34 protein-coding genes, 1 tRNA gene and 1 pseudogene are annotated in these 25,458 nt (G+C 48.1%); 19 read left to right on the top strand and 17 right to left on the bottom strand.

Annotated elements, in window-relative coordinates; all coding sequences use genetic code 11:
* Window positions 1-10: 10 nt before the first annotated feature.
* From E5355_RS05180 to E5355_RS05145, 8 genes are all read left to right on the top strand, one after another.
* On the top strand, window positions 11-868 hold the full coding sequence (locus E5355_RS05180) for an SDR family NAD(P)-dependent oxidoreductase (RefSeq protein WP_136009453.1): 858 nt from the start codon (window positions 11-13) through the stop codon (window positions 866-868).
* Window positions 869-910: 42 nt separating this feature from the next.
* Window positions 911-1,600, top strand: coding sequence for a hypothetical protein (locus E5355_RS05175; protein WP_022401631.1), 690 nt, complete (start codon window positions 911-913; stop codon window positions 1,598-1,600).
* Between the two features lie 31 nt (window positions 1,601-1,631).
* Window positions 1,632-1,943 carry an ATP-dependent Clp protease adaptor ClpS gene (locus E5355_RS05170; RefSeq protein WP_008663802.1) on the top strand — a complete coding sequence of 104 codons (312 nt, stop codon included), beginning with the start codon at window positions 1,632-1,634 and terminating at the stop codon, window positions 1,941-1,943.
* A 15-nt stretch (window positions 1,944-1,958) separates the two neighbouring features.
* A complete protein-coding gene (locus tag E5355_RS05165; protein ID WP_136009452.1) occupies window positions 1,959-4,199 on the top strand; it encodes an AAA family ATPase in 2,241 nt (746 codons plus the stop codon).
* Window positions 4,200-4,203: 4 nt separating this feature from the next.
* Window positions 4,204-4,854, top strand: coding sequence for a leucyl/phenylalanyl-tRNA--protein transferase (gene aat, locus E5355_RS05160; protein WP_136009451.1), 651 nt, complete (start codon window positions 4,204-4,206; stop codon window positions 4,852-4,854).
* A 72-nt stretch (window positions 4,855-4,926) separates the two neighbouring features.
* Window positions 4,927-6,555, top strand: a complete 1,629-nt coding sequence (locus E5355_RS05155) for an RluA family pseudouridine synthase (protein WP_168354277.1) — start codon at window positions 4,927-4,929, stop codon at window positions 6,553-6,555.
* A gap of 38 nt (window positions 6,556-6,593) precedes the next feature.
* A complete protein-coding gene (locus E5355_RS05150; RefSeq protein ID WP_136009450.1) occupies window positions 6,594-7,064 on the top strand; it encodes a GNAT family N-acetyltransferase in 471 nt (156 codons plus the stop codon).
* Between the two features lie 57 nt (window positions 7,065-7,121).
* On the top strand, window positions 7,122-7,466 hold the full coding sequence (locus E5355_RS05145) for a VOC family protein (RefSeq protein ID WP_246866888.1): 345 nt from the start codon (window positions 7,122-7,124) through the stop codon (window positions 7,464-7,466).
* Between the two features lie 4 nt (window positions 7,467-7,470).
* Here E5355_RS05145 and nfo read toward each other — a convergent pair whose 3' ends face one another.
* The 3 genes and pseudogenes from nfo to E5355_RS05130 form a co-directional block, all read right to left on the bottom strand.
* A complete protein-coding gene (gene nfo / locus E5355_RS05140; RefSeq protein ID WP_136009449.1) occupies window positions 7,471-8,313 on the bottom strand; it encodes a deoxyribonuclease IV in 843 nt (280 codons plus the stop codon).
* Window positions 8,314-8,317: 4 nt separating this feature from the next.
* Window positions 8,318-8,635, bottom strand: a complete 318-nt coding sequence (locus tag E5355_RS05135; protein WP_136009448.1) for an MGMT family protein — start codon at window positions 8,633-8,635, stop codon at window positions 8,318-8,320.
* Between the two features lie 58 nt (window positions 8,636-8,693).
* A pseudogene (locus E5355_RS05130) lies at window positions 8,694-9,017 on the bottom strand (hypothetical protein); the annotation flags it as partial.
* A gap of 156 nt (window positions 9,018-9,173) precedes the next feature.
* Here E5355_RS05130 and E5355_RS05120 point away from each other — a divergent pair.
* The 3 genes from E5355_RS05120 to E5355_RS05110 are packed head-to-tail and all read left to right on the top strand — an operon-like array spanning window position 9,174 to window position 10,306.
* A complete protein-coding gene (locus tag E5355_RS05120; protein ID WP_005835863.1) occupies window positions 9,174-9,632 on the top strand; it encodes a GNAT family N-acetyltransferase in 459 nt (152 codons plus the stop codon).
* A 36-nt stretch (window positions 9,633-9,668) separates the two neighbouring features.
* A complete protein-coding gene (locus E5355_RS05115; protein WP_005835861.1) occupies window positions 9,669-9,947 on the top strand; it encodes a zinc ribbon domain-containing protein in 279 nt (92 codons plus the stop codon).
* A gap of 2 nt (window positions 9,948-9,949) precedes the next feature.
* Entirely contained in the window at window positions 9,950-10,306 is a 357-nt protein-coding gene (locus E5355_RS05110) for a nitrous oxide-stimulated promoter family protein (protein ID WP_136009447.1), read from the top strand.
* Here the strand turns inward: E5355_RS05110 and E5355_RS05105 are convergent.
* A complete protein-coding gene (locus E5355_RS05105; RefSeq protein WP_009036627.1) occupies window positions 10,252-10,458 on the bottom strand; it encodes a hypothetical protein in 207 nt (68 codons plus the stop codon). The genes E5355_RS05110 and E5355_RS05105 overlap by 55 nt on opposite strands.
* 2 nt (window positions 10,459-10,460) lie before the next feature.
* On the bottom strand, window positions 10,461-10,925 hold the full coding sequence (locus tag E5355_RS05100) for a MaoC family dehydratase (RefSeq protein WP_005826461.1): 465 nt from the start codon (window positions 10,923-10,925) through the stop codon (window positions 10,461-10,463).
* Between the two features lie 640 nt (window positions 10,926-11,565).
* Between E5355_RS05100 and E5355_RS05085 the strand changes: the two genes are divergently transcribed.
* The 3 genes from E5355_RS05085 to E5355_RS05075 are packed head-to-tail and all read left to right on the top strand — an operon-like array spanning window position 11,566 to window position 13,737.
* The gene (locus tag E5355_RS05085; protein WP_136009446.1) at window positions 11,566-11,976 is read left to right on the top strand and encodes a secondary thiamine-phosphate synthase enzyme YjbQ; all 411 of its coding nucleotides are present in this window, start codon (window positions 11,566-11,568) and stop codon (window positions 11,974-11,976) included.
* 12 nt (window positions 11,977-11,988) lie between these two features.
* Entirely contained in the window at window positions 11,989-12,714 is a 726-nt protein-coding gene (locus E5355_RS05080) for an SDR family NAD(P)-dependent oxidoreductase (protein ID WP_136009445.1), read from the top strand.
* A gap of 42 nt (window positions 12,715-12,756) precedes the next feature.
* The gene (locus E5355_RS05075; protein WP_136009444.1) at window positions 12,757-13,737 is read left to right on the top strand and encodes a lytic transglycosylase domain-containing protein; all 981 of its coding nucleotides are present in this window, start codon (window positions 12,757-12,759) and stop codon (window positions 13,735-13,737) included.
* 406 nt (window positions 13,738-14,143) lie between these two features.
* On the opposite strand, the gene E5355_RS05070 is transcribed toward E5355_RS05075, so the two are convergent.
* The 3 genes from E5355_RS05070 to E5355_RS05060 form a co-directional block, all read right to left on the bottom strand.
* Window positions 14,144-14,917 (bottom strand): TIGR03915 family putative DNA repair protein, encoded by a 774-nt coding sequence (locus tag E5355_RS05070; protein WP_136009443.1) that lies wholly within the window; start codon window positions 14,915-14,917, stop codon window positions 14,144-14,146.
* Window positions 14,914-16,179 (bottom strand): putative DNA modification/repair radical SAM protein, encoded by a 1,266-nt coding sequence (locus E5355_RS05065; RefSeq protein WP_136009442.1) that lies wholly within the window; start codon window positions 16,177-16,179, stop codon window positions 14,914-14,916. The genes E5355_RS05070 and E5355_RS05065 overlap by 4 nt, the downstream gene beginning before the upstream one ends.
* A gap of 93 nt (window positions 16,180-16,272) precedes the next feature.
* A complete protein-coding gene (locus E5355_RS05060) occupies window positions 16,273-16,449 on the bottom strand; it encodes a histone H1 (RefSeq protein ID WP_005826447.1) in 177 nt (58 codons plus the stop codon).
* Between the two features lie 149 nt (window positions 16,450-16,598).
* On the opposite strand from E5355_RS05060, the gene E5355_RS05055 reads away from it, so the two are divergent.
* From E5355_RS05055 to E5355_RS05040, 4 genes are all read left to right on the top strand, one after another.
* Window positions 16,599-17,240, top strand: coding sequence for a helix-turn-helix domain-containing protein (locus E5355_RS05055; protein ID WP_136009441.1), 642 nt, complete (start codon window positions 16,599-16,601; stop codon window positions 17,238-17,240).
* A 474-nt stretch (window positions 17,241-17,714) separates the two neighbouring features.
* Window positions 17,715-18,341: a hypothetical protein gene (locus E5355_RS05050; protein ID WP_136009440.1), complete on the top strand. Its 627-nt coding sequence runs from the start codon at window positions 17,715-17,717 to the stop codon at window positions 18,339-18,341.
* 190 nt (window positions 18,342-18,531) lie between these two features.
* Complete coding sequence (locus E5355_RS05045) at window positions 18,532-19,107, top strand: uracil-DNA glycosylase family protein (RefSeq protein WP_136009439.1); 576 nt, start codon at window positions 18,532-18,534, stop codon at window positions 19,105-19,107.
* A 75-nt stretch (window positions 19,108-19,182) separates the two neighbouring features.
* A tRNA-Trp gene (locus E5355_RS05040) sits at window positions 19,183-19,255 on the top strand.
* 55 nt (window positions 19,256-19,310) lie between these two features.
* Here the strand turns inward: E5355_RS05040 and E5355_RS05035 are convergent.
* From E5355_RS05035 to E5355_RS05020, 4 genes are all read right to left on the bottom strand, one after another.
* A complete protein-coding gene (locus E5355_RS05035; protein ID WP_016273222.1) occupies window positions 19,311-19,856 on the bottom strand; it encodes a 7-carboxy-7-deazaguanine synthase QueE in 546 nt (181 codons plus the stop codon).
* On the bottom strand, window positions 19,843-20,175 hold the full coding sequence (queD, locus tag E5355_RS05030) for a 6-carboxytetrahydropterin synthase QueD (RefSeq protein WP_005826426.1): 333 nt from the start codon (window positions 20,173-20,175) through the stop codon (window positions 19,843-19,845). The genes E5355_RS05035 and queD overlap by 14 nt, the downstream gene beginning before the upstream one ends.
* A 108-nt stretch (window positions 20,176-20,283) precedes the next feature.
* Complete coding sequence (locus E5355_RS05025; protein WP_136009438.1) at window positions 20,284-21,117, bottom strand: phosphodiester glycosidase family protein; 834 nt, start codon at window positions 21,115-21,117, stop codon at window positions 20,284-20,286.
* Window positions 21,118-21,131: 14 nt separating this feature from the next.
* A complete protein-coding gene (locus E5355_RS05020) occupies window positions 21,132-22,004 on the bottom strand; it encodes a pyridoxamine kinase (RefSeq protein ID WP_016273219.1) in 873 nt (290 codons plus the stop codon).
* 35 nt (window positions 22,005-22,039) lie between these two features.
* Here E5355_RS05020 and E5355_RS05015 point away from each other — a divergent pair, with 35 nt between their 5' ends.
* Complete coding sequence (locus E5355_RS05015) at window positions 22,040-22,399, top strand: YbaN family protein (RefSeq protein ID WP_136009437.1); 360 nt, start codon at window positions 22,040-22,042, stop codon at window positions 22,397-22,399.
* Between the two features lie 4 nt (window positions 22,400-22,403).
* On the opposite strand, the gene E5355_RS05010 is transcribed toward E5355_RS05015, so the two are convergent.
* The 5 genes from E5355_RS05010 to E5355_RS04990 all read right to left on the bottom strand — a co-directional run bounded on the left by E5355_RS05010 (window position 22,404) and on the right by E5355_RS04990 (window position 25,134).
* Window positions 22,404-22,982, bottom strand: coding sequence for a 5'-methylthioadenosine/S-adenosylhomocysteine nucleosidase (locus tag E5355_RS05010; RefSeq protein WP_136009436.1), 579 nt, complete (start codon window positions 22,980-22,982; stop codon window positions 22,404-22,406).
* 65 nt (window positions 22,983-23,047) lie between these two features.
* Complete coding sequence (locus E5355_RS05005) at window positions 23,048-23,338, bottom strand: winged helix-turn-helix domain-containing protein (protein WP_136009435.1); 291 nt, start codon at window positions 23,336-23,338, stop codon at window positions 23,048-23,050.
* A gap of 1 nt (window position 23,339) precedes the next feature.
* On the bottom strand, window positions 23,340-23,954 hold the full coding sequence (locus E5355_RS05000; protein ID WP_246866887.1) for a hypothetical protein: 615 nt from the start codon (window positions 23,952-23,954) through the stop codon (window positions 23,340-23,342).
* A gap of 164 nt (window positions 23,955-24,118) precedes the next feature.
* Window positions 24,119-24,742, bottom strand: a complete 624-nt coding sequence (locus E5355_RS04995) for a hypothetical protein (protein ID WP_136009433.1) — start codon at window positions 24,740-24,742, stop codon at window positions 24,119-24,121.
* Between the two features lie 17 nt (window positions 24,743-24,759).
* A complete protein-coding gene (locus tag E5355_RS04990) occupies window positions 24,760-25,134 on the bottom strand; it encodes a DUF2141 domain-containing protein (RefSeq protein WP_136009432.1) in 375 nt (124 codons plus the stop codon).
* Window positions 25,135-25,458 lie beyond the last annotated feature (324 nt).

Genomic DNA, 25,458 nt, shown 5'->3' with positions numbered 1-25,458 from the left:
CGAAACAGACATGGCCGATAATTATCTTGAAAATCAGTACGAGCAATACCAGGCACGCAAAGCAGCTTGGGAGAAAGCGAAAAAATCCGGCAAGGTACAAACGCTACATAAGCCGACACTTCCCCTCAAAAAAGGCGGAAAGAAAGTTTTCGTGACCGGAGGTGCCGGGGGGATTGGCAAAGCCATTGTAGAAGCCTTCTGCAAGCTTAATTACCAAGTAGCCTTTTGTGACAAGAATGAACTGGAAGGACAACAAACCGCCCAAGCCACCGGAGCACAATTTCACCCCGTCGACCTAAACAGCAAAGAAGCATTGGAACTTTGCCTGCAAAATATTTTCAAGGAATGGGGGGATATTGACATCATTATAAACAATGCCGGCATCAGTGAATTCTCTCCCATCACAGAAACGAGTGTGGAGACGTTCGATAAAATATTGTCTGTGAATTTACGTCCGGTATTCATTACTTCACATGCGTTGGCAGTACACCGCAAAAGTCAAAACAGCACGAATACCTACGGAAGAATCATTAATCTCTGTTCTACCCGCTATCTGATGAGTGAACCGGGCAGTGAAGGATATGCAGCTTCCAAAGGAGGTATCTATTCATTGACGCATGCGTTGGCTTTATCGCTTGCAGAGTGGCACATCACGGTCAACTCCATCTCTCCGGGCTGGATTCAGACACACGATTATGAACAATTACGGGTAGAAGACCATTCACAACATCCCTCCGGACGGGTTGGCAAACCGGAAGATATTGCCCGTATGTGCCTATTCCTATGTCAAGACGAAAACGACTTCATCAATGGCGAAAACATCACCATTGACGGAGGCATGACCAAAAAGATGATTTATCGGGAATAGCCCTTTTATAAAACAATCTGCCCAACATAATAATTATAGGATATGAACATGAAAAAGTCTTTTATAGGAATCCTGGCAGCAACCATCATCCTCAGCGGATGCGGCACAAGCCAGATGGCTGCAGGCGACCCTAACGCAGTGCTCGCAGGAGCTGCCATCGGAAGTAATGTAGGCGGTGCCATCGGCGGGCTGATAGGTGACAGTAACGGAGGCTGGCGAGGAGGATACCGGGGTTCCGCCATCGGCACCATCATAGGGACCATTGCGGGAGCTGCCATTGCCAATGCAGCCACAGCCCCCCAAAAGCAGGAGGAGTACAGCTACCGGATAGAAAGGACACAGCCCTATCCCCCGCAATCCGGAAGACAGCCGCAAGCATCGGCTATCGACCACTTGAGGATACGGAATATACGTTTCATTGACGACAGCCGCAACCACGTCATCAATTCGGGCGAAAACTGTAAAGTGATTTTTGAAATCATGAACGAAGGAAACAAAACAGCCTACAACGTAGTGCCGGTGGTGGTGGAAACCACGGGCATGAAGCGTATTTACATATCGCCGTCGGTCATGATAGAGCAAATAACTCCGCGCAACGGTGTGAAATACACCGCCAACATCAGTGCCGGAGAACGGATAAAGACGGGTAACGTCACCATACGCATAGCCATAGCCGACGAGTACGGAGACGAATATGACTGGCAGGAGTTTTCGTTGCCCACACAACGGTAGAACAATGTCTTAACAGTAGTTTTTCAAAGAAATGGAACAACAGCAATCTTCTTTCAAAGAAAAAGAACGCATAGAACTACGGGAACCCCGACGCTTTAAAGTCACCATCTACAATGATGACTTCACCACCATGGAGTTTGTGGTAAAGGTACTCACCACCGTCTTTTACAAATCATCGGTAGAAGCGGAAACACTGATGCTGCAGGTGCACAAGAGCAACTCCGCGGTAGTGGGCATCTACTCATACGACATCGCCCACTCCAAAGTACAGAAAGCCACCCGCATGGCACGCAATGAAGGTTTCCCCCTCCGGCTCACCGTCACCCCGGAGGAAGAAGAATAAGAAGAAAGAAACAATATGGATATAAAAAATACGATATTCGTAAACCAAGCATTCGCTTCCGCACAAAGAAAGGCCGAGTCTTACCGGCACGAGTTCATCATGCCCGAACATCTGCTGAGCGCCATTATAGAGCAGGAACCCTTTATCCACACCCTGCAAGATACCTTCTACAATTATGTGGAGCTCAGCATCTCGCTGGAAAACTATCTGACGGAAGAAGTGGACACTGTCCCCGACAATGTGGAATACGAGTTGGGACTTTCCGTCCAGCTCAGCTCACTCCTGCAACATGCCTATACGGTGACAGAGTATTCCAGCGCCGAAGAGCTGGATGTTCCTCATCTGATACAAGGCTTGCTGCAACTGGAAGATTCCTGGGCATGCCATTTCCTAAAGGAAGCAGTCGGCGGCGACCTGTCCGAATTCCTCAGTCTGCTCATTACCCACTACGAAGAAGCGGAGCTGGCAGAAGAAGCAGGCGATACGCCATCTCCCGATGAACAAGAGAAAACAGAACCATGGCGTAACTACGTGACCTGCCTCAACGACCGCCTGGCAGACCACAACCCGCTTATCGGCAGGGAGATGGAGTTGGAGCGAACCATACAAGTGCTCTGCCGCAAAGAAAAGAACAACCCGTTGCATGTGGGCGAACCCGGCGTAGGCAAAACAGCCCTTGCCTATGGGCTTGCCGCCCGTATCGAAGCGGGCAACGTCCCCGAACGGCTTGCCGGTTGCCGCATCTACGAGCTGGACTTGGGCAATCTGCTGGCAGGCACGCAATATCGCGGCGATTTCGAGAAGCGGTTGAAAACCATCATGGAGGGCATAGGCCGTGAAGGACACGCCATCGTCTACATCGACGAGATACACAACCTGATAGGCGCCGGACGCACGGGTGAAGGCTCCATGGATGCCTCCAACATGCTGAAACCCTATCTGGAAACCGGGGCAATACGTTTCATCGGCTCTACCACCTACGACGAGTACAACCGCTACTTCGCACGCAGCAAGGGACTGGTACGCCGCTTCCAGCAGATAGACATACTGGAACCGAGCATTGAAGAAGCCATACATATCGTAGAAGGCCTGAAAGAGAAATACGAAACCTACCACGGCGTCACCTACGAGCCCGACGTCATCCCCTACGCCGTAAAGGCAAGCGCCCGCTACATCAGCGACCGTTTCCTGCCCGACAAAGCCATCGACCTGGTGGACGAAGCAGGAGCTTACCGGGAAATACATCCCACAGACTCCGGAGAACAGACCGTGGACAAGGCACTGATAACCGACATACTGGCACGTACCTGCAAAGTCAATGCCCTCGCCATGAAAGAGGACGACACCACCGCCTTGGAAAGCCTGCACGAACGCATCAGCTCCCGCATCTACGGGCAGGAAGAAGCCGTCCGTCAGGTGGTGGAAGCTGTGCAAATGTCCAAAGCCGGACTGCTGGACGAAAACAAACCGCTGGCAAGCCTGCTCTTTGTAGGCCCCACCGGAGTAGGAAAGACCGAAGTTGCCAAAGTGCTCGCCGCCGAGCTGGGCATCGCCCTGCAACGTTTTGACATGAGCGAATATACCGAAAAGCATACCGTAGCCAAACTGATTGGCTCGCCTGCCGGCTACGTGGGTTACGAGGACGGCGGTCTGCTGACCGACGCCATACGCAAGACCCCAAACTGCGTGTTGCTGCTCGACGAAATAGAAAAAGCGCATCCTGACGTATTCAACATCCTGCTGCAAGTAATGGACTATGCCATACTGACCGACAACAAAGGGCGGAAAGCCGACTGTCGCCACGTGGTTCTCATCATGACCTCCAATGCCGGAGCACAATATGCCCGCCAAGCATCCATCGGCTTCAATAGTCAGGTCACCGCCGGAGAAGCCATGCTGAAACAAGTCAAGAAAACCTTTAAGCCCGAATTCATCAACCGCCTTTCAGCCACAGTTGTCTTCCATGACATGGACCGCCCGATGGCATCACTTATCCTCGACAAGAAACTCGGAGAACTGGGCAGCAAGCTGTCTTCCCGCCAGGTGGAAATGGTATTGAGCCAGGAAGCACACGAATGGCTGCTCCAACGGGGCTTTATCCCCGAATACGGTGCCCGAGAGATGGACCGCGTGATAGCCTCGCACTTGAAACCTTTATTGATGCGCGAAATTTTGTTCGGCACACTGAAGGAGGGAGGGAAAGTCCGCGTGCAAGTGGAAAACGGAGCATTGAAACTACAACCCGCAACCGAATAACGATATGGTCTTTCAACTGACGAATAAACTTGCTTTCCCCGATCCTCACTACGGCGACCCCGACGGGTTGCTCGCCGTGGGCGGTGACCTCTCCATCGACCGCCTCATCTTGGCGTACTCCAACGGTATATTCCCCTGGTACGCATTTCGGGAAGAACTGATACAATGGTGGTGCCCGATGGACCGTTTTGTCATCTTTCCGGACGAAATACATATCTCCCACTCCATGCGTACACTCATCAACAAAGGAAAGTACGAAATCACCTTCAACGAAGCTTTTGAAGACGTCATACAAACCTGCGGAGAATTGCGGATGGAACAAGAAGGAGCCTGGCTTGGAACGCAGATGATGGAAGCCTATACACACCTGCACGAACAAGGCTTCGCCGCCAGCGTGGAAGTATGGGAAGAAGAACAACTGGTAGGTGGGCTGTACGGAGTGACCCTGGGACGTTGTTTCTTTGGAGAGAGCATGTTCTCACTTGTTCCCAGCGCCTCAAAGCTGGCCCTCATCCGTCTGGCCCAATTCTTCAGGGAACATGGAGGCGTCATGATAGATTGCCAGTTCGAAACCCCTCACCTCAAGACAATGGGAGGCAGGCACATCAGTTACGACGAATATATGACATACATCGAACAAGACTACCGCTTCTAAAAGTAATAACGAAAGAAAGATTTGCAGTACAAACAATCTGTTATGAGAGAAATGTAGTATCTTTGCAACATCATGTTGCATCGTTTTACTACTCCCATAACCGACATTCCGCTTCCGGAAAGGTTCACCTATCCTTTCTGCTATACTCCGCACCCGTTATGTATATTGGCAGCCAAAGAAGTACAAAGCTATCTTACCCGACAAACTGCATGGAAGGACGAACTGCGCCAAGGCAAAATGTTCGGGGTACTGATTGTACAAACCGAGCATGGAGAAACCGGATATTTAGCTGCATTCTCAGGCATATTGGCCGGAAAGAACCTACATCCCTTTTTTGTTCCTCCCGTATATGACTTGCTACAGCCACAAGGCTTTTTCAAGATAGAAGAAGAGAACATCTCTTCCATCAACCGCAACATCCGGCAATTGGAAAATGACAAAGCATATGCCGCCTTATCAGCAGAGCTTGCCCGGACTATCCAGTCAGCAGAAGACATACTGGCAACAGCCAAAGCACAGTTGAAAGAAGCCAAAACTGCCAGAGAACAGCGCAGAAAAGAAAAAGAACTCAATGCGCAGGAAGAAGCCGAACTGATACGGGAAAGCCAGTTTCAAAAGGCGGAATATAAACGCCTGGAACGTTCATGGAAAGCAAGGATTGCCACACTGCAAACGCAGACGGAAGACTGGGAAAGACGGATTTCAGCATTGAAGTCTGAACGTAAAACCCGCTCTGCAGCATTGCAGCAAAAGCTATTCGAACAGTTCGGGATGCTGAATTACCGAGGAGAAGTCAAGAATCTCTGTGAGATATTCGGGCAGACCGTGCACAAGACACCTCCTGCCGGCGCGGGTGAATGTGCAGCCCCCAAATTGCTACAACAAGCTTATTTGCATGGATGGAAACCGATTGCCATGGCCGAGTTCTGGTGGGGTGACTCCCCCAAGACAGAGATACGCCATCACGGGCACTATTATCCGGCTTGCAAAGGAAAGTGCGAACCTATACTGCAGCATATGCTGCAAGGTCTGCAAGTAGAGGAAAACCCCATGCTGAAAAGAATGCAGGTGCCCTCCAAGAATTTGGAGATTGTTTACGAGGATTCATGGCTTTCGGTCATCAACAAACCGGCAGGAATGCTGTCTGTTCCCGGCAAGGAAGATGCAGTCTCCGTCTATAGCCTGATGCGTGGGCAATATCCAGAAGCTGACGGTCCACTGACGGTACATCGTCTCGACATGGCCACTTCCGGTTTAATGCTCATTGCCAAGACCAAGCGTGTACACCAGAACCTGCAGGCCCAGTTCAAGAACCGCCTGGTCAGGAAACGTTATGTCGCATTGCTCGAGGGTGTTGTTCCAAAGGACAAAGGTACGGTCGACCTCCCGCTTTGCTTGAATCCACTTGACCGTCCACGACAAATGGTACACACCGAACACGGGAAGCCCGCCATCACCGATTATCAAGTTCTGGAACGTCTGGACGGGAAACAGACCCGTATCGCTTTCTATCCGCGCACGGGAAGAACCCATCAGCTACGTATACATGCAGCACACCCGCTTGGCTTGCACTGCCCCATCATCGGTGATGAACTTTACGGGGAGAAAGCAAAACGGCTTTATCTGCATGCCGAGTATTTGGAATTTACGCATCCTATCACGGGAGAAACCCTAAGGATTACCAAAGAAGCTGAATTCTGACTGCCTACTGATTAATAACCAGCAAAGTAATGCAATAAATGATGATATTCCGACCTACCCCACAAGATTATGACGAACTGTTGACCGTCTGGGAAGCCTCTGTCCGCAGCACACACCACTTCCTGGCAGAAAAGGATATACAGTTTTACAAACCGCTGATAAGAGAGCAGTCCTTTCTCGCCGTAGAGCTTTACATCATCCGCAACGAAAAAGAAGAAATTGCCGCCTTTATGGGACTGAGCGATGAACTCATCGAGATGTTGTTTGTCCGTCCTGACCAACAAGGTAAGGGATACGGAAAACGGCTCATGGAGTACGCCGTCCACCAAAAACACATCCACAAAGTGGATGTAAACGAGCAGAACGGACAAGCTTGCCGATTTTACCAACATATGGGATTCCAAGTGGCCGGCCGGGACGAAACCGACCCGACGGGAAAGCCTTTCCCTATTCTGCATCTGCAATTACCAACCCCACCACAGATTACTCGGGTAGAACACAGATTATAATTTAGCAAACTTATGAAGATACATCACATCGCCATCTAGACCTTCCAACTGGAAGAGATGAAAGAGTTCTACACACGTTACTTCAACGGGAGCAGCAATGAAAAGTACATCAACCCCAAAAAAGGATTCGAATCTTATTTCCTTCACTTCGATGAAGGAACGGATTTGGAACTGATGAGCCGTACGGACATACAGAATACCCCTATTGAGGAAAACAGACTGGGACTGACCCACTTTGCCTTTGCCTTCGACAGCCAGGAAGCTGTCCTCCGACAGACAGAACGGCTACGTACAGCGGGATATACCATCGCAGGAGAGCCCCGTACCTCCGGCGACGGATATTTTGAAAGTGTCGTCCTCGACCCGGACGGTAACCGTATAGAATGCGTATTCAGGGCATAGTCTCTCAATCAGAGGAAACAAAGCTTCTCAACAGTTTTATCTCCTCTGCCCAAAGCGATTCATCGGGCGTCTCCAAAATAATAGGTATACCGTCAAAACGCACATCTTGCATAAAACGCCGGAAGAAATCCATACCTATCAGCCCCTTGCCGATGCTGTCGTGACGGTCTACTCTGGAGCCGAGTGCTTTCTTGGAGTCATTCAGGTGTATACCGCGCAGATAGCCGAAGCCTACCGCTGCGTCAAACTCCTCAAACACCTTGTCATACTCATTCACTATATCATAGCCTGCTGTATACGTGTGGCAGGTATCAAGGCAAACTCCAACGCGAGACTTGTCATCCACCCGGTCAATGATATGTCCCAGCTGCCAGAACTCGTTTCCCACATTGCTACCCTGCCCGGCTGTGTTCTCTATGACAGCCACCACATCGTGCGTCTTGCCCAATATAAGATTAATGGATTCAGCGACCCTATCCAGACACTCTTCCACGGAAATCTTATTCAGATGGCTGCCCGGATGAAAATTCAGCAACTTCAGCCCTAATTGTTCGCAGCGCTGCATCTCATCCAGAAAAGCGGCGCGGCTTTTCTGTAGCCCTTCTTCTTCGGGATGCCCTAAATTTATCAGATAACTGTCGTGAGGCAGGATGCAGCGGGAATCGAAACCAAGCTTCCCGCAATTTTCCTTAAACAATTCAATACTATCAGCCGCCAGCGGCTTTGCCACCCACTGACGCTGGTTCTTGGTAAACAAGGCAAAAGCATTTGCCCCTATCTCACCGGCATTGACGGGAGCCGCTTCCACTCCCCCACTGGCCGATACATGTGCACCTATAAATTTCATAATCTTATTGTATTTGTTCTTTCATGAATTCCCACTGGCATTTTTTCATGTCTACACACCCATTCTTTCTGAACGTCACGCCCTCTGCCTCCAGCAAAGCCCGCTGTTCAGTCCAGCACGGTGCCAGCCTGCCCTGGCTGTTCACTACCCGATGGCAGGGCAGACACATGCCGTCGGGCACATCGTGCATGGCATGTCCCACCATGCGCGAACATAGAGGTCTTCCGACAAGATAGGCAATCTGTCCGTACGTCACCACCCGCCCCGGAGGGATTGCGGCCACTACATTATAAACCTCCTGCTGAAAAGTGTCTTTGTCCATAAAAGTCTGGTTTGGGAAGGCAAAGATATGATAAATTCAGCAGGTATGCGAACAGACGTTACAAGAAAGTGGCTGCCCCGAGCGGATTGTATGTATAGGTGACATTACGGGCACGGATGATTTCGCCCGTCGGGGTAAACAATATCTGATATTTCGTCTGGAGATTTGCCATCCCTACCTCTACCGCCACGATGGACTGCCATTTGGGAAACTGTACCCAAGTGACATTCTGCACCATCCCTCCGGAATATTCACTGGCGGCAAAAGCATTGTAAACGGCAGGGGGCACTTCGTCCATTGTCTCCCAGTCCGTCTGTTGCATTACCCATTGCGCCTGCCCGTCAAACCAGACTTTCGTATCAAAACCAGAAAAGAGAATTTCAACTTACTCATAACTTCATCAGATTATCATGTTATGAGAAGAACGGCGTATGGCAGATTTTGTTCACCGGCAACTCTCAACCATTCAACAGTTAAAAAGAGATATCCATTGTAATTCAATAGAAAATGACTAACTTCACACCAGAAATTCAGAAATATGATAAGAATACATCCCATATCCGGCAACAAAAAGCAATATCTTGACCTGCTGCTGCTTGCCGACGAACAAGAGTCCATGATTGACCGTTATCTGGAACGGGGAGAGATGTTCATCCTATCCGATAATGATACAGTCAAAGCGTCTTGTGTAATCACCTGCGAGGATAAAGGAATCTACGAAATAAAGAGCATAGCTGTCTATCCGGAATACCAGCGCCAGGGATATGGAAGACAACTGATAGCATTCGTTCTTGAACATTATAAAGACCGGTGCCATACTATGCTTGTCGGCACTGGAGACAGTCCGCTAACCATCCCCTTCTATGAAAGCTGCGGATTTGCATACTCACACCGGGTACCCGATTTCTTTATCGATAATTACGACCACCCCATATTTGAAGGAGGCAAGCAACTGAAAGACATGATTTATCTGAAAAGGACGCTTCAACCAAAATAATATCCTATATTTGCATATCACTTAACTCCACACATTATGGAAGCTAAACTTTGCCAAAGCTGCGGAATGCCCTTGTCATCTGCAGAAGTACTCGGAACCAATGCCGACGGTAGCCTCAACGAGGAATATTGCACCTATTGCTACCAGCACGGCAATTTTGCACAAGACTGCACTATGGACGAAATGATAGAACATTGTGCACAGTTCACCGACGAATTCAACAAGGATTCCGGAATGAATTTCACTAAAGAGGAAGCCATTGCCGGTATGAAAGAATTCTTCCCGACCTTGAAACGCTGGCAGTCCAAACAATAAACATGCCATCCCGTATCGAGCAGGAAAAACAGACAGTAGAACGGATGGTCCGCCTCTACTGCCGGAAAAAGGAAGGTAACAAGCAATTGTGTCCCCGATGCGAGGAATTGCTGGGATATGCCCGCATTCGTCTTTCACGCTGTCCTTTCGGTGAGAATAAATCCACCTGCAGGCAATGCAGCATTCACTGCTACAAGCCCGAAATGAAAGAACGGATGCGTAAAGTCATGCGGTATGCCGGACCACGGATGCTGTTATACCATCCCGTGGCGGCAATCTGCCATTTGTGGCAGGAATATGTCCATCAGTATCTCACCAAACGTTTCGGAGTTCCGCGCCAGGAACAGCACAAACAATAAACCGTATCCAGGTCGTATCCTTCCAATGAAGAGGTGCTGTCTTTAGGCACAATCTCGCCTTTGTCAGAGATGTAGACCGGCAGGCGCTCACCTTGTCCGTTCATCACAAAAAATGCCCCCACCTTGCATTGGGGGCATACCATCTTACGCATCATCAATTGAAATAATACAAAAATATAGCCACCCCTTCCAGTGCCTTCTTCTTTTCACCTTGTATCTCGATGGCAAACTTTATTTCCGCCTTTGCCACACCGCGCAGATTCGACAGAGATTGCAAATGGGCAACCAGTCGGATGCTCTGTCCGGACAATACCGCCTGACCGAACTTCATCTTGTCCATACCATAATTAATCATCATCTTCAGGTTGTTCACTTCAATAATCTGGTTCCACAGATATGGCAACATGGACAAGGTGAGATACCCATGTGCAATGGTGCTCTTAAAAGGGCTTTCCACTTTGGCACGTTCCGTATCGACGTGTATCCACTGATGGTCCAATGTCGCATCAGCAAACAGATTGATACGCTCCTGAGGGAGCTCTACATATTCCGAAACACCGATTTGCTGGCCTACCAGCTTTTCAAAATCCTCGTACGAGTTGATAATCACTTTTTCCATTACTCTCTATTTTATTGATAAATTATAAATTCACGCGCTTTATCCACATATCTGCCATTCGTTTATGCCCTGCAGGAGTGGGGTGGATACCGTCCCAAATCCAATAGGGGTCTTGAGAAGCCGGAGAGTGTTTCCACTGATGCCACGATTAAAAAAGCATATTCCTTTTCCGGGAAATTTCCTTGATAATGACTTGCACACAAATACATATAGCCGCTACCATAAATATGGTTCATATCACAGAATCTCCGATAAACAAGACACGCAGACCACTTGCATGGAGCAAGAGTGACATGCAGAAAAAACCATTACAAAGAGTCCAATACGCTTCATGTCATTTTCTTGTCAGGATGCAAAAATTGCAACAAATATACGTCTTATTCCCGCAAGTACAAAAACTCGGGTATCTTTTTCCCATTTCCTCAAAACAGATACAACCTTTATTTTTTATTTCCGTTCATCACATATTAATTTGGAAATAATATATCTTTGTCAATATCTTAATTGTTGTGACAGAACAAAAACATCACTATTAAAGAGTGATTGCCGTAGATTCGACAATGGGCGTGGGAAGTACATTCACCGTGGAACTGCCCTGCCAGACAAGATAAGCCTGACAACAAACGAAAAACAATGATTTATGACCGCACAGAAAGAATTTACCCTGACCCCTCGCCGGCGTGGCTTTCACCTGGTGACAGAGGAGATTATACGTAACCTTCCCCCTCTTCCACCTGCCGGAATCCTGCATCTGTTCATCAAGCATACAAGCGCAGGCCTCACCATCAACGAAAATGCAGACCCTGACGTACAGACAGACATGGAAGCCATCTTCAACCGCCTCGTAAAAGAGCGGGAACCTTATTACCAACATACATGCGAAGGGGATGACGACATGCCCGCCCATGCCAAAGCAACTCTCAGCGGAACCAGCCTTACGATTCCCATCACCAACGGACGCCTGAACATGGGTACCTGGCAAGGCATCTATCTCTGCGAGTTCCGCAACCGGGGCGGAGGAAGAAGAATTGTAGCAACCGTCATCGGATAATCCCCTATCATCATGCAGAAAGCCATCATCATCGGTGCCACTTCAGGCATCGGACAAGAAGTAGCCAGGATACTTGTACAACAAGGCTGGCATATAGGCATTGCCGGCAGAAGGAAAGAGGCATTGCATGCCCTGCAAACCACCGCACCCGACCGGATAGTCACGGAACAGCTGGACGTTACGGAAGAGACCGCGACCCTACACCTCCATAACCTGATAGAAAAGCTGGGAGGTATGGACTTGTTTTTCCTCAGTTCCGGCGTGGGACATCAAAACCGGGACTTACAACCGGACATCGAACTGAACACGGCACGTACCAATGTAGAGGGATTTACCCGCATGGTGACTGCCGCCTTCAACTATTTCAAGGAAAAAGGCTCCGGACATATTGCTGTCATCAGTTCCATTGCAGGCACTAAAGGACTAGGCGTTGCACCGGCCTACTCTGCCACCAAACGCTTCCAGAATACCTATATCGAAGCGCTGGCACAACTTGCCCGGATGCAGCATCTTGATATACACTTCACCGACATCCGTCCGGGATTTGTTGCCACCGATTTACTGAAAAGCGGGAAATACCCGATGCTGATGAAAGCAGACCGTGTAGCACAGCACATAATCAAGGCTTTAAGAGAAAAGAGACGGGTAGTTGTCATTGACGGACGCTACCGGGTACTGGTGTTTTTTTGGCGTATGATTCCACGATGGCTATGGGAAAGGTTGCCTATAACGAATTGATTTCGTATCTTCACGTCTCCAAACAGAAATATACATACAGACATGAAGAAAAATTCAAAATATATCGTGCTTACGGCTGCCATTGCACTGTGTGCAGGTTCCAGCCTCCCCTTCCTCGCAGGCAGCAGTGCGCTGAACCCCGAACGCGATTCCGTGAAATCCGAAGTTCCCTACTGCGTGACCTCTCCCAGCGTACCGGACAAGATTACTTTTGCCGGGCAGGATATTGACCTGCTGCGCTATGACCATCGCGAGCGTATGGACCGCGAACTGATGTCATTCACCTACATGCACTCCACCACCATGCTCATGGTGAAGCGTGCCAACCGCTACTTCCCCGTCATAGAACCTATACTGAAAGCCAACGGCCTGCCCGATGACTTCAAGTACCTCGCTGTGATAGAAAGCAACCTGAACCCGCTAGCCAAATCGCCTGCGGGTGCTGCAGGCCTATGGCAGTTCATGCCTGCCACCGGACGTGAATTCGGCCTGGAGGTGAACAGCAACATCGACGAACGATACCATATCGAGAAGGAAACCAAGGCAGCCTGCAAATACCTGAAAGACGCCTATCAGAAATATGGAAACTGGCTGTGCGTGGCTGCCGCCTACAATGCCGGACAAGGGCGCATCTCCACACAGATGCAAAGACAAATGGTAGACCAAGCCGTCGACTTGTGGCTGGTAGAAGAAACTTCGCGTTACATGTTCCGCCTGCTGGCAGCCAAAGCCGTCATCAGCAATCCGCAACAGTACGGTTTTCTGCTGAAACGGGAACATCTTTATCCGCCCATACCCTGCACGGAAGTGGCTGTCACAACGGGTATTGCCAACCTGGCACAGTTTGCCAAAAGTAAAGGCATCACCTATGCCCAACTGAAAGACGCCAACCCTTGGCTACGGGATACCTTACTGATGAATAAAAGCGGACGTACTTATACACTGAAGATACCTACGCAGGATGGAATGCATTACGACCCCAAGAAAACAGTACCCCACGACAAGAACTGGGTCATCAATTAACAATGCGAATCAGTAGTTGAAACTAATTCCTTTTTTTATCGGTCATGAGCCGAGACAGAAGTCGGATGGCAATCTGCATTATTTACAAATAATACAGATTCGAGATACAGTGCCATATTGAACCTAATTCAGTCGTATACTGAATGCCATTCAATCGTATACTGAATAGGGTTCAGTCGTATACTGAATGCAGGTCATCTTAAACACGCAGATAATCAGAATATTACAAACCGCCATCATCACTTCATTAAATCACAACAATTCATCAAAATATCATTGTACTCGTTTCAGGGCCGTTATGCCCCGTTTCAACCACAGATTCGTATTAATAAACTATGATGAGGGATATTTGCTGCAACTGGGCAGGAATTTCCCGAGATGACAGTGGAAAATCGAATAAAAGGAATCACTGCTGTTTCTCCGTCAGATATTTCCAATAGCGCACGGGCATGTCTTGCTTGTGCTTTCGGGGATTGAGGCGTTCCTTGATGCAGATTGCCTTGAAATAGGTTTTCCAGAGAGACTGGAAAAGCCGTTCGTCTTTGTCCATCAGACTTTCGTCGAGCATGCCGGTGACAAGATGCCCCTCGCAGCTGTCCTCACCAAAAGTCACTTGGCGCACCTCCTTCAAGTCGTAATAGTACCCATAGGCTCGCCTGATGTCATAAATCAGCCAACGCTGGTCGGAAAAACGATCCTTGAAATGCTCCGTCACCAAAGGAAGGGCATTCTTCTCGGGCTCGACGGCCGCAAAGAAAGTACCGTCCGCAGCCTTCTGAAAACGGACAAACTGAAGCAGGCGTATACGCTCCCAATCCACCCGCTTCCACATACGGGAGAACTCCAGCACATCAGGATCGGCAAAATTCGTTTCAATGGAGCGAAGAGCATCTATCGCCTTGCGGATATAGCGGAACAGCAGCATGGGAGTTTCCGGTTCCTCCGCCAGCCAGCACTGGGCGAGGCAGGCAAGTGCCGCAGACGACAGTTTCTTCTGCAATCCCCGCCAGACGCGGCCGGATTTCTCTTCATCGGTTATCACTGTAAATATTTCATCGCAGAACAATGGAAGAGGCTCTCCTTCCAACAACAGTGCATCGGGGAAAGTGCGGCGGGAATAGGCTTCAAAAACAGAAGTCAACAATCCCTCAAAAGTCTTATCGTATAAAAAAATATTCATTCGCCAAAATCAAGCATCAACTGCCTCTCATCCACTTTTTTCTTGTTCGGTTTGGGCAACAGCAGGCTGCGTACCCCTTGCGGAGTCAGCTCATTGACCGTGTGCATCGGCAACTCGCAGCAGGTAATGAAATACTGTGCCTTCTTCATCACCACCCCTATCTTCTTCAACTGATAGAAACCTATCTTGGAGAAACGCCGGGAAGCCACTATCAGCCGTGCCGACTTCACGCCGATGCCCGGCACGCGAAGCAACAGTTCATAATCCGCCTTGTTCACATCGACTGGAAACTGCTCGGGATGACGCAAAGCCCAGGACAGCTTGGGGTCAATCTCCAAATCAAGGTCCGGATAGGCATCATCCACTATTTCCTCCACCTTGAACTGATAAAAACGCATCAACCAATCAGCCTGGTAGAGCCGGTTTTCACGTACTAAAGGGGGCTGTTTTAAGGCCGGCAGGCGCTTATCGTAGGTATTGACGGAAATATAGCCCGAATAGTAGACACGTCGCATCGTAGGTCCCTTGTAGAGGGCTGACGAAAGATACAGAATATCCTTGTCCGTCTCGGCAGTAGCACCTACTATCATCTGTGTGCTTTGTCCGGCAGGAGCGAAACGAGGAGCATGGCGGTGTTTCTTGCGTTCTTCCGAACTTTCAAGGACACCCTGCTGGATGTAGCGCATAGGCGCATATACACTCTTATGGTCTTTCTCCGGAGCAAGCAGTTTCAGATTCTCTTCCTTCGGTATTTCGACATTGACGCTGAGACGGTCGGCATAAAGCCCTGCCTCATTCACCAGTTCGCGGCTGGCGCCGGGAATGCTTTTCAGATGGATATAACCGTTGAAACGATGGATGGTACGGAGATCCTTGGCAACACGCACCAGGCGTTCCATTGTGTAATCGGGATTACGCACCACCCCACTGCTCAGAAAAAGCCCTTCGATATAGTTGCGGCGATAGAACTCCATGGTGAGGCCTACAAGCTCGGTCACCGACAGCGTGGCACGCGGCAGGTCGTTGCTGCGGCGGTTGATGCAGTAGGCACAATCGTAGATGCAATAATTGGTAAGCATCACTTTGAGCAGAGAGATGCAACGGCCGTCCTCGGCAAAACTATGGCAGATGCCCCAGCCACCCACAGCATTCCCCAGCATGCCTGCCTTGCCGGAGCGTACCGTACCACTGGAGGAGCAAGAGACGTCATACTTTGCCGACTCTGCCAGTATCTTCAGTTTATTGAGAACGTTTTCATCCATAATACCTGCGCCAAAAGTAATAATAATACTTTTAAAAACAAAAAAGACCGCCAAACGTGGCAGTCTTTCACAGCATAAGATATGCTTTTTTTCTTACTTCTTAGAAGCTTCCAAAGATGCTTTGCGGAATTCCTTCATAGCTTTTTCGATTTCCAAAGAAGCCTTACGAGCACGAGTTCCTGCTGCCTTATTACCGTTTTCCAACTGAGCGTTTGCATCTTTTGAGAAGTCTGCATATAATGCAGCTACTTTTTCAACTAATTCTTTCATAATCCTTTTCAAATTACTTCGTTAATAATGTCTGGCAAAAATACATTCTTTCTTGAAATAAATACAGAAAAACGATATTTTTTTTGAAATATTCGGTAAAATCGCCTCAAAAACGGGCTCTTACGCGTTTTTTATCTACTTTTGCAAGCATGAAAACGCTTACTGACACCGAGTATATACACGCTCTCATAGCTGAAGGAGAGCATCAACAACAGGATTTCAAGTTCGAAATATCCGACGCCCGCAAGATAGCCAAAACCCTTTCAGCCTTTGCCAATACAGACGGCGGAAAACTGCTCATTGGAGTGAAAGACAACGGGAAAATTGCCGGTGTCCGTTCGGACGAAGAACAATATATGATAGAAGCGGCTGCCGGACTTTATTGCAGTCCCGAAGTGAACTACACCATGCAGACCTATCTGGTGGAAGGACGCAGTGTGCTGGTGGTACAAATCGAGGAAAGTGACCGGAAGCCGGTATACGCCAAGGACGAAACAGGAAAATACTTGGCCTATCTGCGCATCAAGGACGAAAACATCCTGGCTACTCCCGTTCATCTACGCGTCTGGCAGCAAAGCGGAAGTCTGAAAGGAGAACTGATAGAATATACCGAACGGGAACAACTGCTGCTCAATCTGCTGGAAGAAGACAACCGCCTTTCACTGAACCGTTACTGCCGCCTAGCGCATCTTTCCCGACGCACCGCCGAACATCTGCTGGCAAAGTTTGTTCGTTATGACATCGTGGAGCCTGTGTTTGAAGGGCACAAATTTCACTTCAGGCTGAAATAGGCAAGGAGATTCCATCAGGTTCGTCCAGATTTGCCCATGCCGCAAGTTGCAGCACAACAGACTTCATATTGCTGATTATCAAAAATTTGCAAAAGCTCATCTCTATAACAACAGAAGCAATCTTGAATAACGACAGAGGATAGTAGTTGTTTTGTGCAAGTTTTTTACTGCAAATAGATTACTGTATATATACATTGATGCGAATAATAAATCTGATAAACGACCTGCTCCGGATCTACATCCTCATCGCCCTGCTGTTGGGATAATCGGAAAATATGCTTTCAGGCTGCCTTAAGACTACCGCGCACAGAAAAGCACCGATATCCAAGACCCCGTTTTCACCAAGAACTGCCTGAAAGAGGTAGAAAAAGACATAGAGTGCTGGTGATAACCAACTTATTTCGTACTTTTGCAGCCGAAACCGCCGGATGACCTGCGATTTTGTAAATTGTAATCAATAATTCGTAATTTGATATGAGTTTATTTGCCAAACTATTCAACAAGAATACCGAAGAAGTATCTTCGAAGAATGTAGAAGATTTCGTGTCACTGACACGCGTCTACTTCCAGTCTGTAATAGCCGCCAATCTGGGCATCACCAACATCCGCTTTGTGCCGGATGTAGCCAATTTCAAGCGTCTGTTCAAAATCCCCACGCAGGGAGGACGCTTGGGACAAGCGGAAAAGGCCGCTTCGCGCAAAATGCTGATGCAGGACTACGGTATCAGTGAAAACTTCTTCAAGGAAATTGACACTTCTGTCAAAAAGCACTGTCGTACACAAAATGACGTACAAGGCTACCTCTTCATGTATCAGGGCTTCTCCAATGATCTTATGATGCTGATGGGAAACCTGATGCAGTGGAAATTCCGCATGCCTTCCATCTTCAAGGGAGCACTGCGCAGCATGACCGAAAAAACCGTACACGATGTCTGCACAAAAACCGTATGGAAAAAGGACGATGTACACAAGACGGCAGCGGCAGTACGCCAGTACAAAGAGCGTCTGGGATATTCGGAACAATGGATGACCGAGTACGTTTACAACGTAGTGATGCTGGCCAAAAAGGAACCGAAACAGAAAGCCAACGAAGAGAAATAAAAGAATAAGAATTCTAACTGGAAACAGTAGAATATGGTGGAGTCCGGCAAGCCTAATGCCGCCGGCTGGCGGCTGGCTGGTTCATTGACAACCAAAGCCTCCTGCCTCCACCAACTGCAAGCCATGGGAGAAGACGCCGAAGAATATGCCATCATCCGGAACTATACGAAAGGCAAGACGATTGGAAAGTATGGAAATAGAACAACACCCTTTAGAACCCTTCCTTCCCGGCAATGCCCGTCTGCTTATGCTGGGAAGTTTTCCTCCGCAGAAAAAACGGTGGTCCATGGAGTTTTACTATCCCAACTGGAACAATGACATGTGGAGGATTACCGGATTACTTTTCTTCAATGACAAGGATTATTTTGTAGACAAGACGAAGAAGGCTTTCTGCAAAGCACGCCTCATCAGTTTCCTGCAGGAAAAAGGTATTGCCTTGTTCGACACAGCCTCTGCCATACGGCGCCTGCAAGACAACGCCTCGGATAAGTTTCTGGAAGTGGTGCAACCCACGGACATCCCTGCCCTGCTACACCGGATACCTCAATGCAAGGCTATCGTCACCACCGGCGAGAAGGCGACGGATACGCTGTGCACACAGTTCTCCATCGACAAACCCAAAGTAGGAGACTTCACAGAGTTTCTTTTTGAAAACCATCCGATGCGTCTCTACCGGATGCCTTCTTCCTCGAGAGCCTACCCGCTGGCACTGGAAAAAAAGGCAGCTGCCTATCGCATTATGTATCAGGACTTACAGATGCTATAAGCAACTTTCTTTATAAAATAAGTACGTATATTACTTGTATATTTGAAAGTTTACATTACCTTTGCAGCCGCAAACACGGGAGTAGCTCAGTTGGTAGAGCACCGGTCTCCAAAACCGGGTGTCGGGAGTTCGAGCCTCTCCTCCCGTGCATGAACGATAAAGGCTGTAAGCAATGCTTACAGCCTTTATCGTTTTATAAACGCCTACCGGATATCTATCAGCTTATGTGTCTGCAAACTAAGCCTCCACTTAGGATGCTTCATCACGCAATCCACCGTTTCGGCCGTATTGCTGCAAGAGCAAGGCTGGAGAAAGAAATGCCTGGCAGGCAGCTGCTCATAAACAGTAATATCCTGCCCTTCATACACCACCTTCACTTCATCCATACGCGTAATTTCCAGCTTTGCCCCCTGCTTGGGAGAACAGGTCACCCAATCTATATTATCCGGCAGCGGACGGGTACCGTTTGTTTCAATGCAGACATACTTTCCTGCCCGGTGCAGACAATCCACAAATTCATGGTCAATCCAAAGGGAGGGTTCTCCACCGGTCAATATCACGGTAGCGGCAGTGTATTTACTGACTTCTGTTACGATATCTTCATCGGACATCAGTATGCCGTCCTCATGCTGCGTATCACAAAAGGGGCACTTCAGGTTGCAACCGGAAAAACGGATAAAGACAGCCGGAGTACCCGTATGGTATCCTTCTCCCTGCAAACTGTAGAATATCTCATTAATCTTCCTCATAGACGGCAATGTTTGATTCCGACTCCTGCACCTCTACCTTGAAGCAAGTGGGTATCTGGTCGCATATCCAACGGGCTATGTTCTCGGCTGTGGGATTGAAGGAAAGCACTTCATTAAGATTGTGATGGTCCAGCTGTTCCTTTACCACCTGCTTGATGTGACTGAAGTCTACCACCATTCCGTCCGCATTCAGCTCTTTGGAACGGCAATAGACAGTGATAATCCAGTTGTGACCGTGCAGATTCTCACACTTGCTGCGATAAGAAAGTTTCAGGCTATGGGCAGCCGACACTTCCATGCGTTTGATGACTGTGTACATACTTGTTAATACGCTAATTAATATAATATAAGTTATCGCATCTAATGTCACCTCGATGCGACGGCAAAATTACAAAAAACTTAAGATTTATCCATTTACTTCCCTAACTTATTCGTACACACAAAGAGAATTGGCAACCTTACGCTCGGCACTGCCACTCGGGGTATTGGCTATTCCCTTATCCGGCAACGCCCCACTCCACAGCGTAGAAGAACCGCCACCATCCAGATTCAACGCATCCTCCCCGCCCAATATACGAATCATATGAGCAAGCTCGGGTATATTGATACCTTCCGATTTTCCCTTCCGACGTCCGTCAACAACAATAAGCAGGATTTTTCCTTCTCTTGTCAGCGCCACAGCACTGCGGGGATGCTTGGTATTTACAAAATTCCGGTTAGTCCCGGACAAGTCGCACATTTGCCCGTCCTTCAGCATCAAAGGACCGGAAGCCAGCACAGTGCCCTTTTTCAAAGTACACGTCTTTTCATCCTGCCTGCTCCAGGGAATCAGTTCCAGCCTACCCTTCCTTATGAACACAGCTCCATTGGACACTGTTGCCACCCCCCCGGTAGAGGTAGTGTCTATCACCACCCCGTCCTTACGCAGATAACAGACGGAATTACCGGCTTTCATATCAAAATAGGAACCATTGATGGCCGCCACCGCACCTGCATGCCGGGCGGCTACGCTGGTCTCCTCCTTGGGATTGTGGACGAGCACATCGAAACGGTAGCGTTTCGGGGATATTTCAAGAATGGACACTTCCTGAGGAACTCCATACAAAGAACTGAATACTGCCTTTTTATAAAGCATCCCTTTCTGCAGGGGCTCAGTCTGCCAGGTGGCAGAAACGATGGCAAGAGAGTCGGCAGCAGTCTGCGCCATTGCTGCAAACATGCCGCAGCAGAGAAACACTGCCAGGAATATTTTCTTTTTCATAAGATGGGATTGGTTTAAATTAATTCATAGCTGCAGATTTGAATCGGCATGTCGAGATTATGCAACACCTTTTCAAGCTGTATACCTTCACGGTTGTCGTACTCGTATCCGAAAGTAGCACGGATACCTTGCAGAATGAACTGCGTGGCACGGTCCAGGGCAATGGGCAAACTGTCGCCTTGCAACAGTGCTCCGGTGATGACACTGGTAAACGTATCCCCCGTTCCGGGATAATGGGCCGGCAAGTAAGGACACGTAACCTTCCAGTAGCGGTTACCGTTCCGGTTATAGGCATATACGGACGTCTTATGCTTATCATCCCATACAGGCACACTGGTAATAATCACCACTTCGGGACCACAATCGGAAAGCTGGCGAAGATATGACTTCAACTCCTCATCCGTATTCATCTCCTTATAAGGAATGCCCAGCAGATAGAACAGTTCCGTCAGATTGGGAGTAACGACATCGGCCTTGGTGATGAGATGTTTCATTTCATCAATCATGGACTCGTGGAAGTTCGCATAAAGCCGTCCGTTATCGCCCAACACCGGGTCTACCACAACCAGACCGTCCGGTCGGTGGAAGTCATCAATAAAGTCAGAAACAATATGTATCTGCCGCGGAGAACCCAGATAGCCGGTATAAAAGGCATCAAACTGCATTTCCAGCTTTTTCCACTCGGAAATAATCTTCGGCATTTCATCCGTCAGGTCCAGAAAAGAGAATTCCGGATACTGGGTATGGCTTGACAATACGGCTGTAGGCAATGGGCACACCTGGAAACCCATAGACGAAAGAATGGGAATGACCACCGTCAGAGACACCCGTCCGACTCCCGACAAGTCGTGGACGGCAACAACCTTCTTTACTTTATTCGCATACATATTATCTATATTATTATTTTTCCTACATTTGCTGCATGAAAACAGTCTACATCATTTTAGGAACACTTTCTTTGGCACTCGGCATCATCGGTATCTTCCTGCCGTTGCTGCCCACTACGCCTTTCCTGCTGCTCACGGCTACGCTCTATTTCAGAGGCTCACCCAGACTGTACCAATGGCTGCTGAACCACAAATGCCTCGGCCCCTACATCCGCAACTTCCGCGAGAACAAAGCCATCCCTCTACGTGCCAAAATCATCTCCCTACTGCTGATGTGGGGAACAATGGTTTACTGCATCTTCTTCCTGATTCCACTAACAGAAATAAAGATAGTATTGTTTCTTGTCGCTGTGGGGGTGACTTGGCATATTCTGTCATTCAAGACGTTGAGGTAACGTGCTAAATTCCTCCCAATTTTTCAAAGAATTCTCCCAACCCTTTCCGGGCATCGGCAAGCTTGTCTTCCCAATGTTTCACGGAGTTCTGTCCGATAATATCCGTCACGTACTTCACCGAAATGAAAGGAACATTCTTGGCACGGCATACCAAAGCCTGGGCATAGGCTTCCATATCCACAACATCACCGGACACATCCGAGAGTTCTGTCAGGAAAGTATCCCCCGTATTGCATACACCGCCTGCCGGCCAGTGCAAACAATATCCTTTTTGGGACAACAAATCCGTTGAATCAATCTCATGCTCCATACCAAGCTCCACCAGCTTCTGCATATCGCGGTCTACGAAATGGCGACATACGAAAATATCTCCTACCTGATGACAGATAGTCCCTGCCGTACCTACATTGACCACCAAGTCCGGTTGCGCATGGTTTATCGCTTCAGAAAGATAAAAAGCCGATTTCACCTTTCCCACGCCGGTACGGAGATAGCCAATCTGCACCTCTTCCTCCCCTATCAGTCCGGGAAATTTCAATTCAGTAAATTCGCCTTGTACGGCATAAGTAACCAAGATTCTCATATCAATTCATTGTTTTTAATCAGACACTGCCATTTTCCATCAATCTCATCAAATTCTCAGGAAAATCATAATTTTCCCACCAGATAAGATTTCAACGCCTCTATATATTCTTCAAAGGCATCCACTCCCTGCGGAGTAATCCTACAAAGTGTACAAGGCATTTTTCCTTTAAAAGTTTTTGTTATCTCCACATAACCCGCCTTGCTGAGCTTGTCCAACTGCACACTGAGGTTTCCTGCCGTAGCTTTCGTTTGTTGACGGATATAGACAAAATCCGCTTCCTCGACACTGATGAGCAACGATATCACCGCAAGCCGCAGTTCACTGTGAAGCAAAGGGTTCAGTTCTTTAAACATATCAAATTTTATTCTTCCGTTTACTTTTCAACAATGCATAGAGAGATATTCCCACCAAAGGAAGGTGATACAATCCCAAATAAAACCCTGCATCGGTTGCAAAATTGCCCATGTTATAACAGCCGATGATAAACCCCACCAACGCCGTTACCCGCAGCAAAGTTAAATCAATATTTTCTTTACTCAATAGAAGCAGGACCAGAAAAACCGGAGTCATCGGACAAAATGCCATCGCCGAGCCTCCGGCAAACAGATGTATCGGGCTGAAATCGGGTTCTGCGCCACGCATCATGTCCATAGGCCACCATAGGCAAAAGAGTGCCACGGGTATCAGCCATGCCGTCCTTCGGTTCAGATTGCCGAAGGTCAGCCTGCTGCTCCCCCGCCAGGCTTCCCTCATCCAAAGCAGGGCAACCAAGAGCATCATCACCACATTGACCGTCACTATGCTGAAACCATATTTATCTGTTACTGCCACATTCTGTACAATGGCATACAGCACATAGCAACCTCCCACATAAAACATAAACCAGCGCGACATCGTCACGCGCCGAAGCACAAGCAGCATCAGCATGACAAGGGAAACAATCTGAAAAGTCCACGCATAAGGATACATCCCTTGTATAAGTGCATGGCTCAAGGTATAAATTATCAGATCACCGATGTTCTCCCACCGAAATCCTTTAGTAGCAATCGGCAATAGAATAAATTGCAAAACAATTATACACACAATAAACTTTCGGGAAAGCAGGAATTTGTCTAAAGCACTGTTTCGTGTCATCATACTTCACCCCACTCTCCGTTTCGATTTTCTTTCCGCGCCTTATAATTCAGTATATGCCCGGGAATAATCAGCGAAAATACCAGTACACCGACAAACCAAAGCAGGGATGAGAGGAAAGGCACTTCTCCCCAAGTATACAACAAATTCTTCAGCCCCCATAAAAAGCCAAACAGCGGGAAGATAAAAAACGTAGTATAGCGAATGATGCAGCCCGTAATGATGCTGCCCAACGAGAAGAAGATGGCACACAAAGGCAGAATAGTTTCGTAACGTCCGGCATCCGTTGCCGCCAGCACCCCCATCATACATACCATCCCGAACACCCCCCACACCCGCTCCAGTATCTTGTCAAGATAAAACTTCACAGGTTTTTGCCGCTTACGCAATAAGAGGAACATCAACAGATACCCCACAACCGGAATCCCCCAGAATCCCCACATCCAGACAGGATTGCCCGTAAACGTGACACCTGCCCATACGGCCAAAGTCACCAACACACCTACATATCCCCACACTAAAAAAACATTTCCGCTACCCGTATCCAGGTTGCGACGCGTATTGCGTATCATTCGAGCGATAAGTTCCAAACTCTCTTTCTCGTTCAATTCTTTATCTTTCATAATTATACCCGATATGATTACTTCTTCATTCCCTTTCGGACATCCACCAACGGCACAACCACCGTCTCCGTATTTTCTTTTACCTCCCAATCGACAATGGCACAATACTCCATCGGTACTCCGTCCTCTCTGTCGAGCCGGTAATTACCGTTTTCATCGTGATAGACGTAAATTTTGCACTTGCCCGCAGGCACATCCTTCAGCTCCAGCACGACATCGCTCACAGCGGCATCCACCATATTATATTGCCCCTTGTCGGTAGCCGCCATCAGCTTCCCCTTGGCAGAAGGAACATTCGTCACTTTCAGCGTCAGAACACTCTGCGCCGACACACCCACTACAAACATACTAAAAAGAACGATTACCATACCTTTATAACCCATTGTTTTCATAATCACACTTCATTTTAAAGTTACACACATATTAACAAAAACACTTTTTAGGTTCGAACTCCAATGCAAATACAATTAGTTTATTTTATAAACCAAACTATTATATAAATTATTTTATTTATTTCTTTGCATCCTCCTTTACTGTAGATTATTCCAATCATTCCCAAGCAGTAGTTCCGGAAACAGCAAAAAGTAATTCCTGCCTTACTAACTATTAATCGTCCGATAACCGTTTTATTATCGTCCGACATATGTCTAATTATCATCCGACAGTTGTTGGACGATAATTCAACAACTGTCGGACGATTAATAGTTAGCAACAGA

This window comes from Bacteroides muris (ex Afrizal et al. 2022), assembly GCF_004793475.1.
In the GTDB taxonomy this organism is placed as follows: Bacteria; Bacteroidota; Bacteroidia; order Bacteroidales; family Bacteroidaceae; genus Bacteroides; species Bacteroides muris.
Note: the sequence above shows the minus strand (reverse complement) of the source record. Positions and strands in the feature narration are given on the sequence as shown.

What these genes read in the sequence shown, in the direction of transcription:
- E5355_RS05145 (WP_246866888.1), top strand. Translation starts at nt 7,122, where the DNA reads ATGAAAGAGTTCTACACACGTTACTTCAACGGGAGCAGCAATGAAAAG.
- E5355_RS05065 (WP_136009442.1), bottom strand. Translation starts at nt 16,179, where the DNA reads ATGGATGAAAACGTTCTCAATAAACTGAAGATACTGGCAGAGTCGGCA.
- E5355_RS05115 (WP_005835861.1), top strand. Translation starts at nt 9,669, where the DNA reads ATGGAAGCTAAACTTTGCCAAAGCTGCGGAATGCCCTTGTCATCTGCA.
- E5355_RS04990 (WP_136009432.1), bottom strand. Translation starts at nt 25,134, where the DNA reads ATGAAAACAATGGGTTATAAAGGTATGGTAATCGTTCTTTTTAGTATG.
- E5355_RS05085 (WP_136009446.1), top strand. Translation starts at nt 11,566, where the DNA reads ATGACCGCACAGAAAGAATTTACCCTGACCCCTCGCCGGCGTGGCTTT.
- E5355_RS05015 (WP_136009437.1), top strand. Translation starts at nt 22,040, where the DNA reads ATGAAAACAGTCTACATCATTTTAGGAACACTTTCTTTGGCACTCGGC.
- E5355_RS05165 (WP_136009452.1), top strand. Translation starts at nt 1,959, where the DNA reads ATGGATATAAAAAATACGATATTCGTAAACCAAGCATTCGCTTCCGCA.
- E5355_RS05020 (WP_016273219.1), bottom strand. Translation starts at nt 22,004, where the DNA reads ATGTATGCGAATAAAGTAAAGAAGGTTGTTGCCGTCCACGACTTGTCG.
- E5355_RS05050 (WP_136009440.1), top strand. Translation starts at nt 17,715, where the DNA reads ATGAGTTTATTTGCCAAACTATTCAACAAGAATACCGAAGAAGTATCT.
- E5355_RS04995 (WP_136009433.1), bottom strand. Translation starts at nt 24,742, where the DNA reads ATGAAAGATAAAGAATTGAACGAGAAAGAGAGTTTGGAACTTATCGCT.
- E5355_RS05045 (WP_136009439.1), top strand. Translation starts at nt 18,532, where the DNA reads ATGGAAATAGAACAACACCCTTTAGAACCCTTCCTTCCCGGCAATGCC.
- E5355_RS05060 (WP_005826447.1), bottom strand. Translation starts at nt 16,449, where the DNA reads ATGAAAGAATTAGTTGAAAAAGTAGCTGCATTATATGCAGACTTCTCA.
- E5355_RS05075 (WP_136009444.1), top strand. Translation starts at nt 12,757, where the DNA reads ATGAAGAAAAATTCAAAATATATCGTGCTTACGGCTGCCATTGCACTG.
- E5355_RS05035 (WP_016273222.1), bottom strand. Translation starts at nt 19,856, where the DNA reads ATGAGGAAGATTAATGAGATATTCTACAGTTTGCAGGGAGAAGGATAC.
- E5355_RS05080 (WP_136009445.1), top strand. Translation starts at nt 11,989, where the DNA reads ATGCAGAAAGCCATCATCATCGGTGCCACTTCAGGCATCGGACAAGAA.
- E5355_RS05155 (WP_168354277.1), top strand. Translation starts at nt 4,927, where the DNA reads ATGTTGCATCGTTTTACTACTCCCATAACCGACATTCCGCTTCCGGAA.
- E5355_RS05010 (WP_136009436.1), bottom strand. Translation starts at nt 22,982, where the DNA reads ATGAGAATCTTGGTTACTTATGCCGTACAAGGCGAATTTACTGAATTG.
- E5355_RS05120 (WP_005835863.1), top strand. Translation starts at nt 9,174, where the DNA reads ATGATAAGAATACATCCCATATCCGGCAACAAAAAGCAATATCTTGAC.
- E5355_RS05170 (WP_008663802.1), top strand. Translation starts at nt 1,632, where the DNA reads ATGGAACAACAGCAATCTTCTTTCAAAGAAAAAGAACGCATAGAACTA.
- E5355_RS05100 (WP_005826461.1), bottom strand. Translation starts at nt 10,925, where the DNA reads ATGGAAAAAGTGATTATCAACTCGTACGAGGATTTTGAAAAGCTGGTA.
- queD (WP_005826426.1), bottom strand. Translation starts at nt 20,175, where the DNA reads ATGTACACAGTCATCAAACGCATGGAAGTGTCGGCTGCCCATAGCCTG.
- E5355_RS05150 (WP_136009450.1), top strand. Translation starts at nt 6,594, where the DNA reads ATGATGATATTCCGACCTACCCCACAAGATTATGACGAACTGTTGACC.
- aat (WP_136009451.1), top strand. Translation starts at nt 4,204, where the DNA reads ATGGTCTTTCAACTGACGAATAAACTTGCTTTCCCCGATCCTCACTAC.
- E5355_RS05055 (WP_136009441.1), top strand. Translation starts at nt 16,599, where the DNA reads ATGAAAACGCTTACTGACACCGAGTATATACACGCTCTCATAGCTGAA.
- E5355_RS05105 (WP_009036627.1), bottom strand. Translation starts at nt 10,458, where the DNA reads ATGCGTAAGATGGTATGCCCCCAATGCAAGGTGGGGGCATTTTTTGTG.
- E5355_RS05005 (WP_136009435.1), bottom strand. Translation starts at nt 23,338, where the DNA reads ATGTTTAAAGAACTGAACCCTTTGCTTCACAGTGAACTGCGGCTTGCG.
- nfo (WP_136009449.1), bottom strand. Translation starts at nt 8,313, where the DNA reads ATGAAATTTATAGGTGCACATGTATCGGCCAGTGGGGGAGTGGAAGCG.
- E5355_RS05070 (WP_136009443.1), bottom strand. Translation starts at nt 14,917, where the DNA reads ATGAATATTTTTTTATACGATAAGACTTTTGAGGGATTGTTGACTTCT.
- E5355_RS05135 (WP_136009448.1), bottom strand. Translation starts at nt 8,635, where the DNA reads ATGGACAAAGACACTTTTCAGCAGGAGGTTTATAATGTAGTGGCCGCA.
- E5355_RS05000 (WP_246866887.1), bottom strand. Translation starts at nt 23,954, where the DNA reads ATGTATCCTTATGCGTGGACTTTTCAGATTGTTTCCCTTGTCATGCTG.
- E5355_RS05110 (WP_136009447.1), top strand. Translation starts at nt 9,950, where the DNA reads ATGCCATCCCGTATCGAGCAGGAAAAACAGACAGTAGAACGGATGGTC.
- E5355_RS05175 (WP_022401631.1), top strand. Translation starts at nt 911, where the DNA reads ATGAACATGAAAAAGTCTTTTATAGGAATCCTGGCAGCAACCATCATC.
- E5355_RS05025 (WP_136009438.1), bottom strand. Translation starts at nt 21,117, where the DNA reads ATGAAAAAGAAAATATTCCTGGCAGTGTTTCTCTGCTGCGGCATGTTT.
- E5355_RS05180 (WP_136009453.1), top strand. Translation starts at nt 11, where the DNA reads ATGGCCGATAATTATCTTGAAAATCAGTACGAGCAATACCAGGCACGC.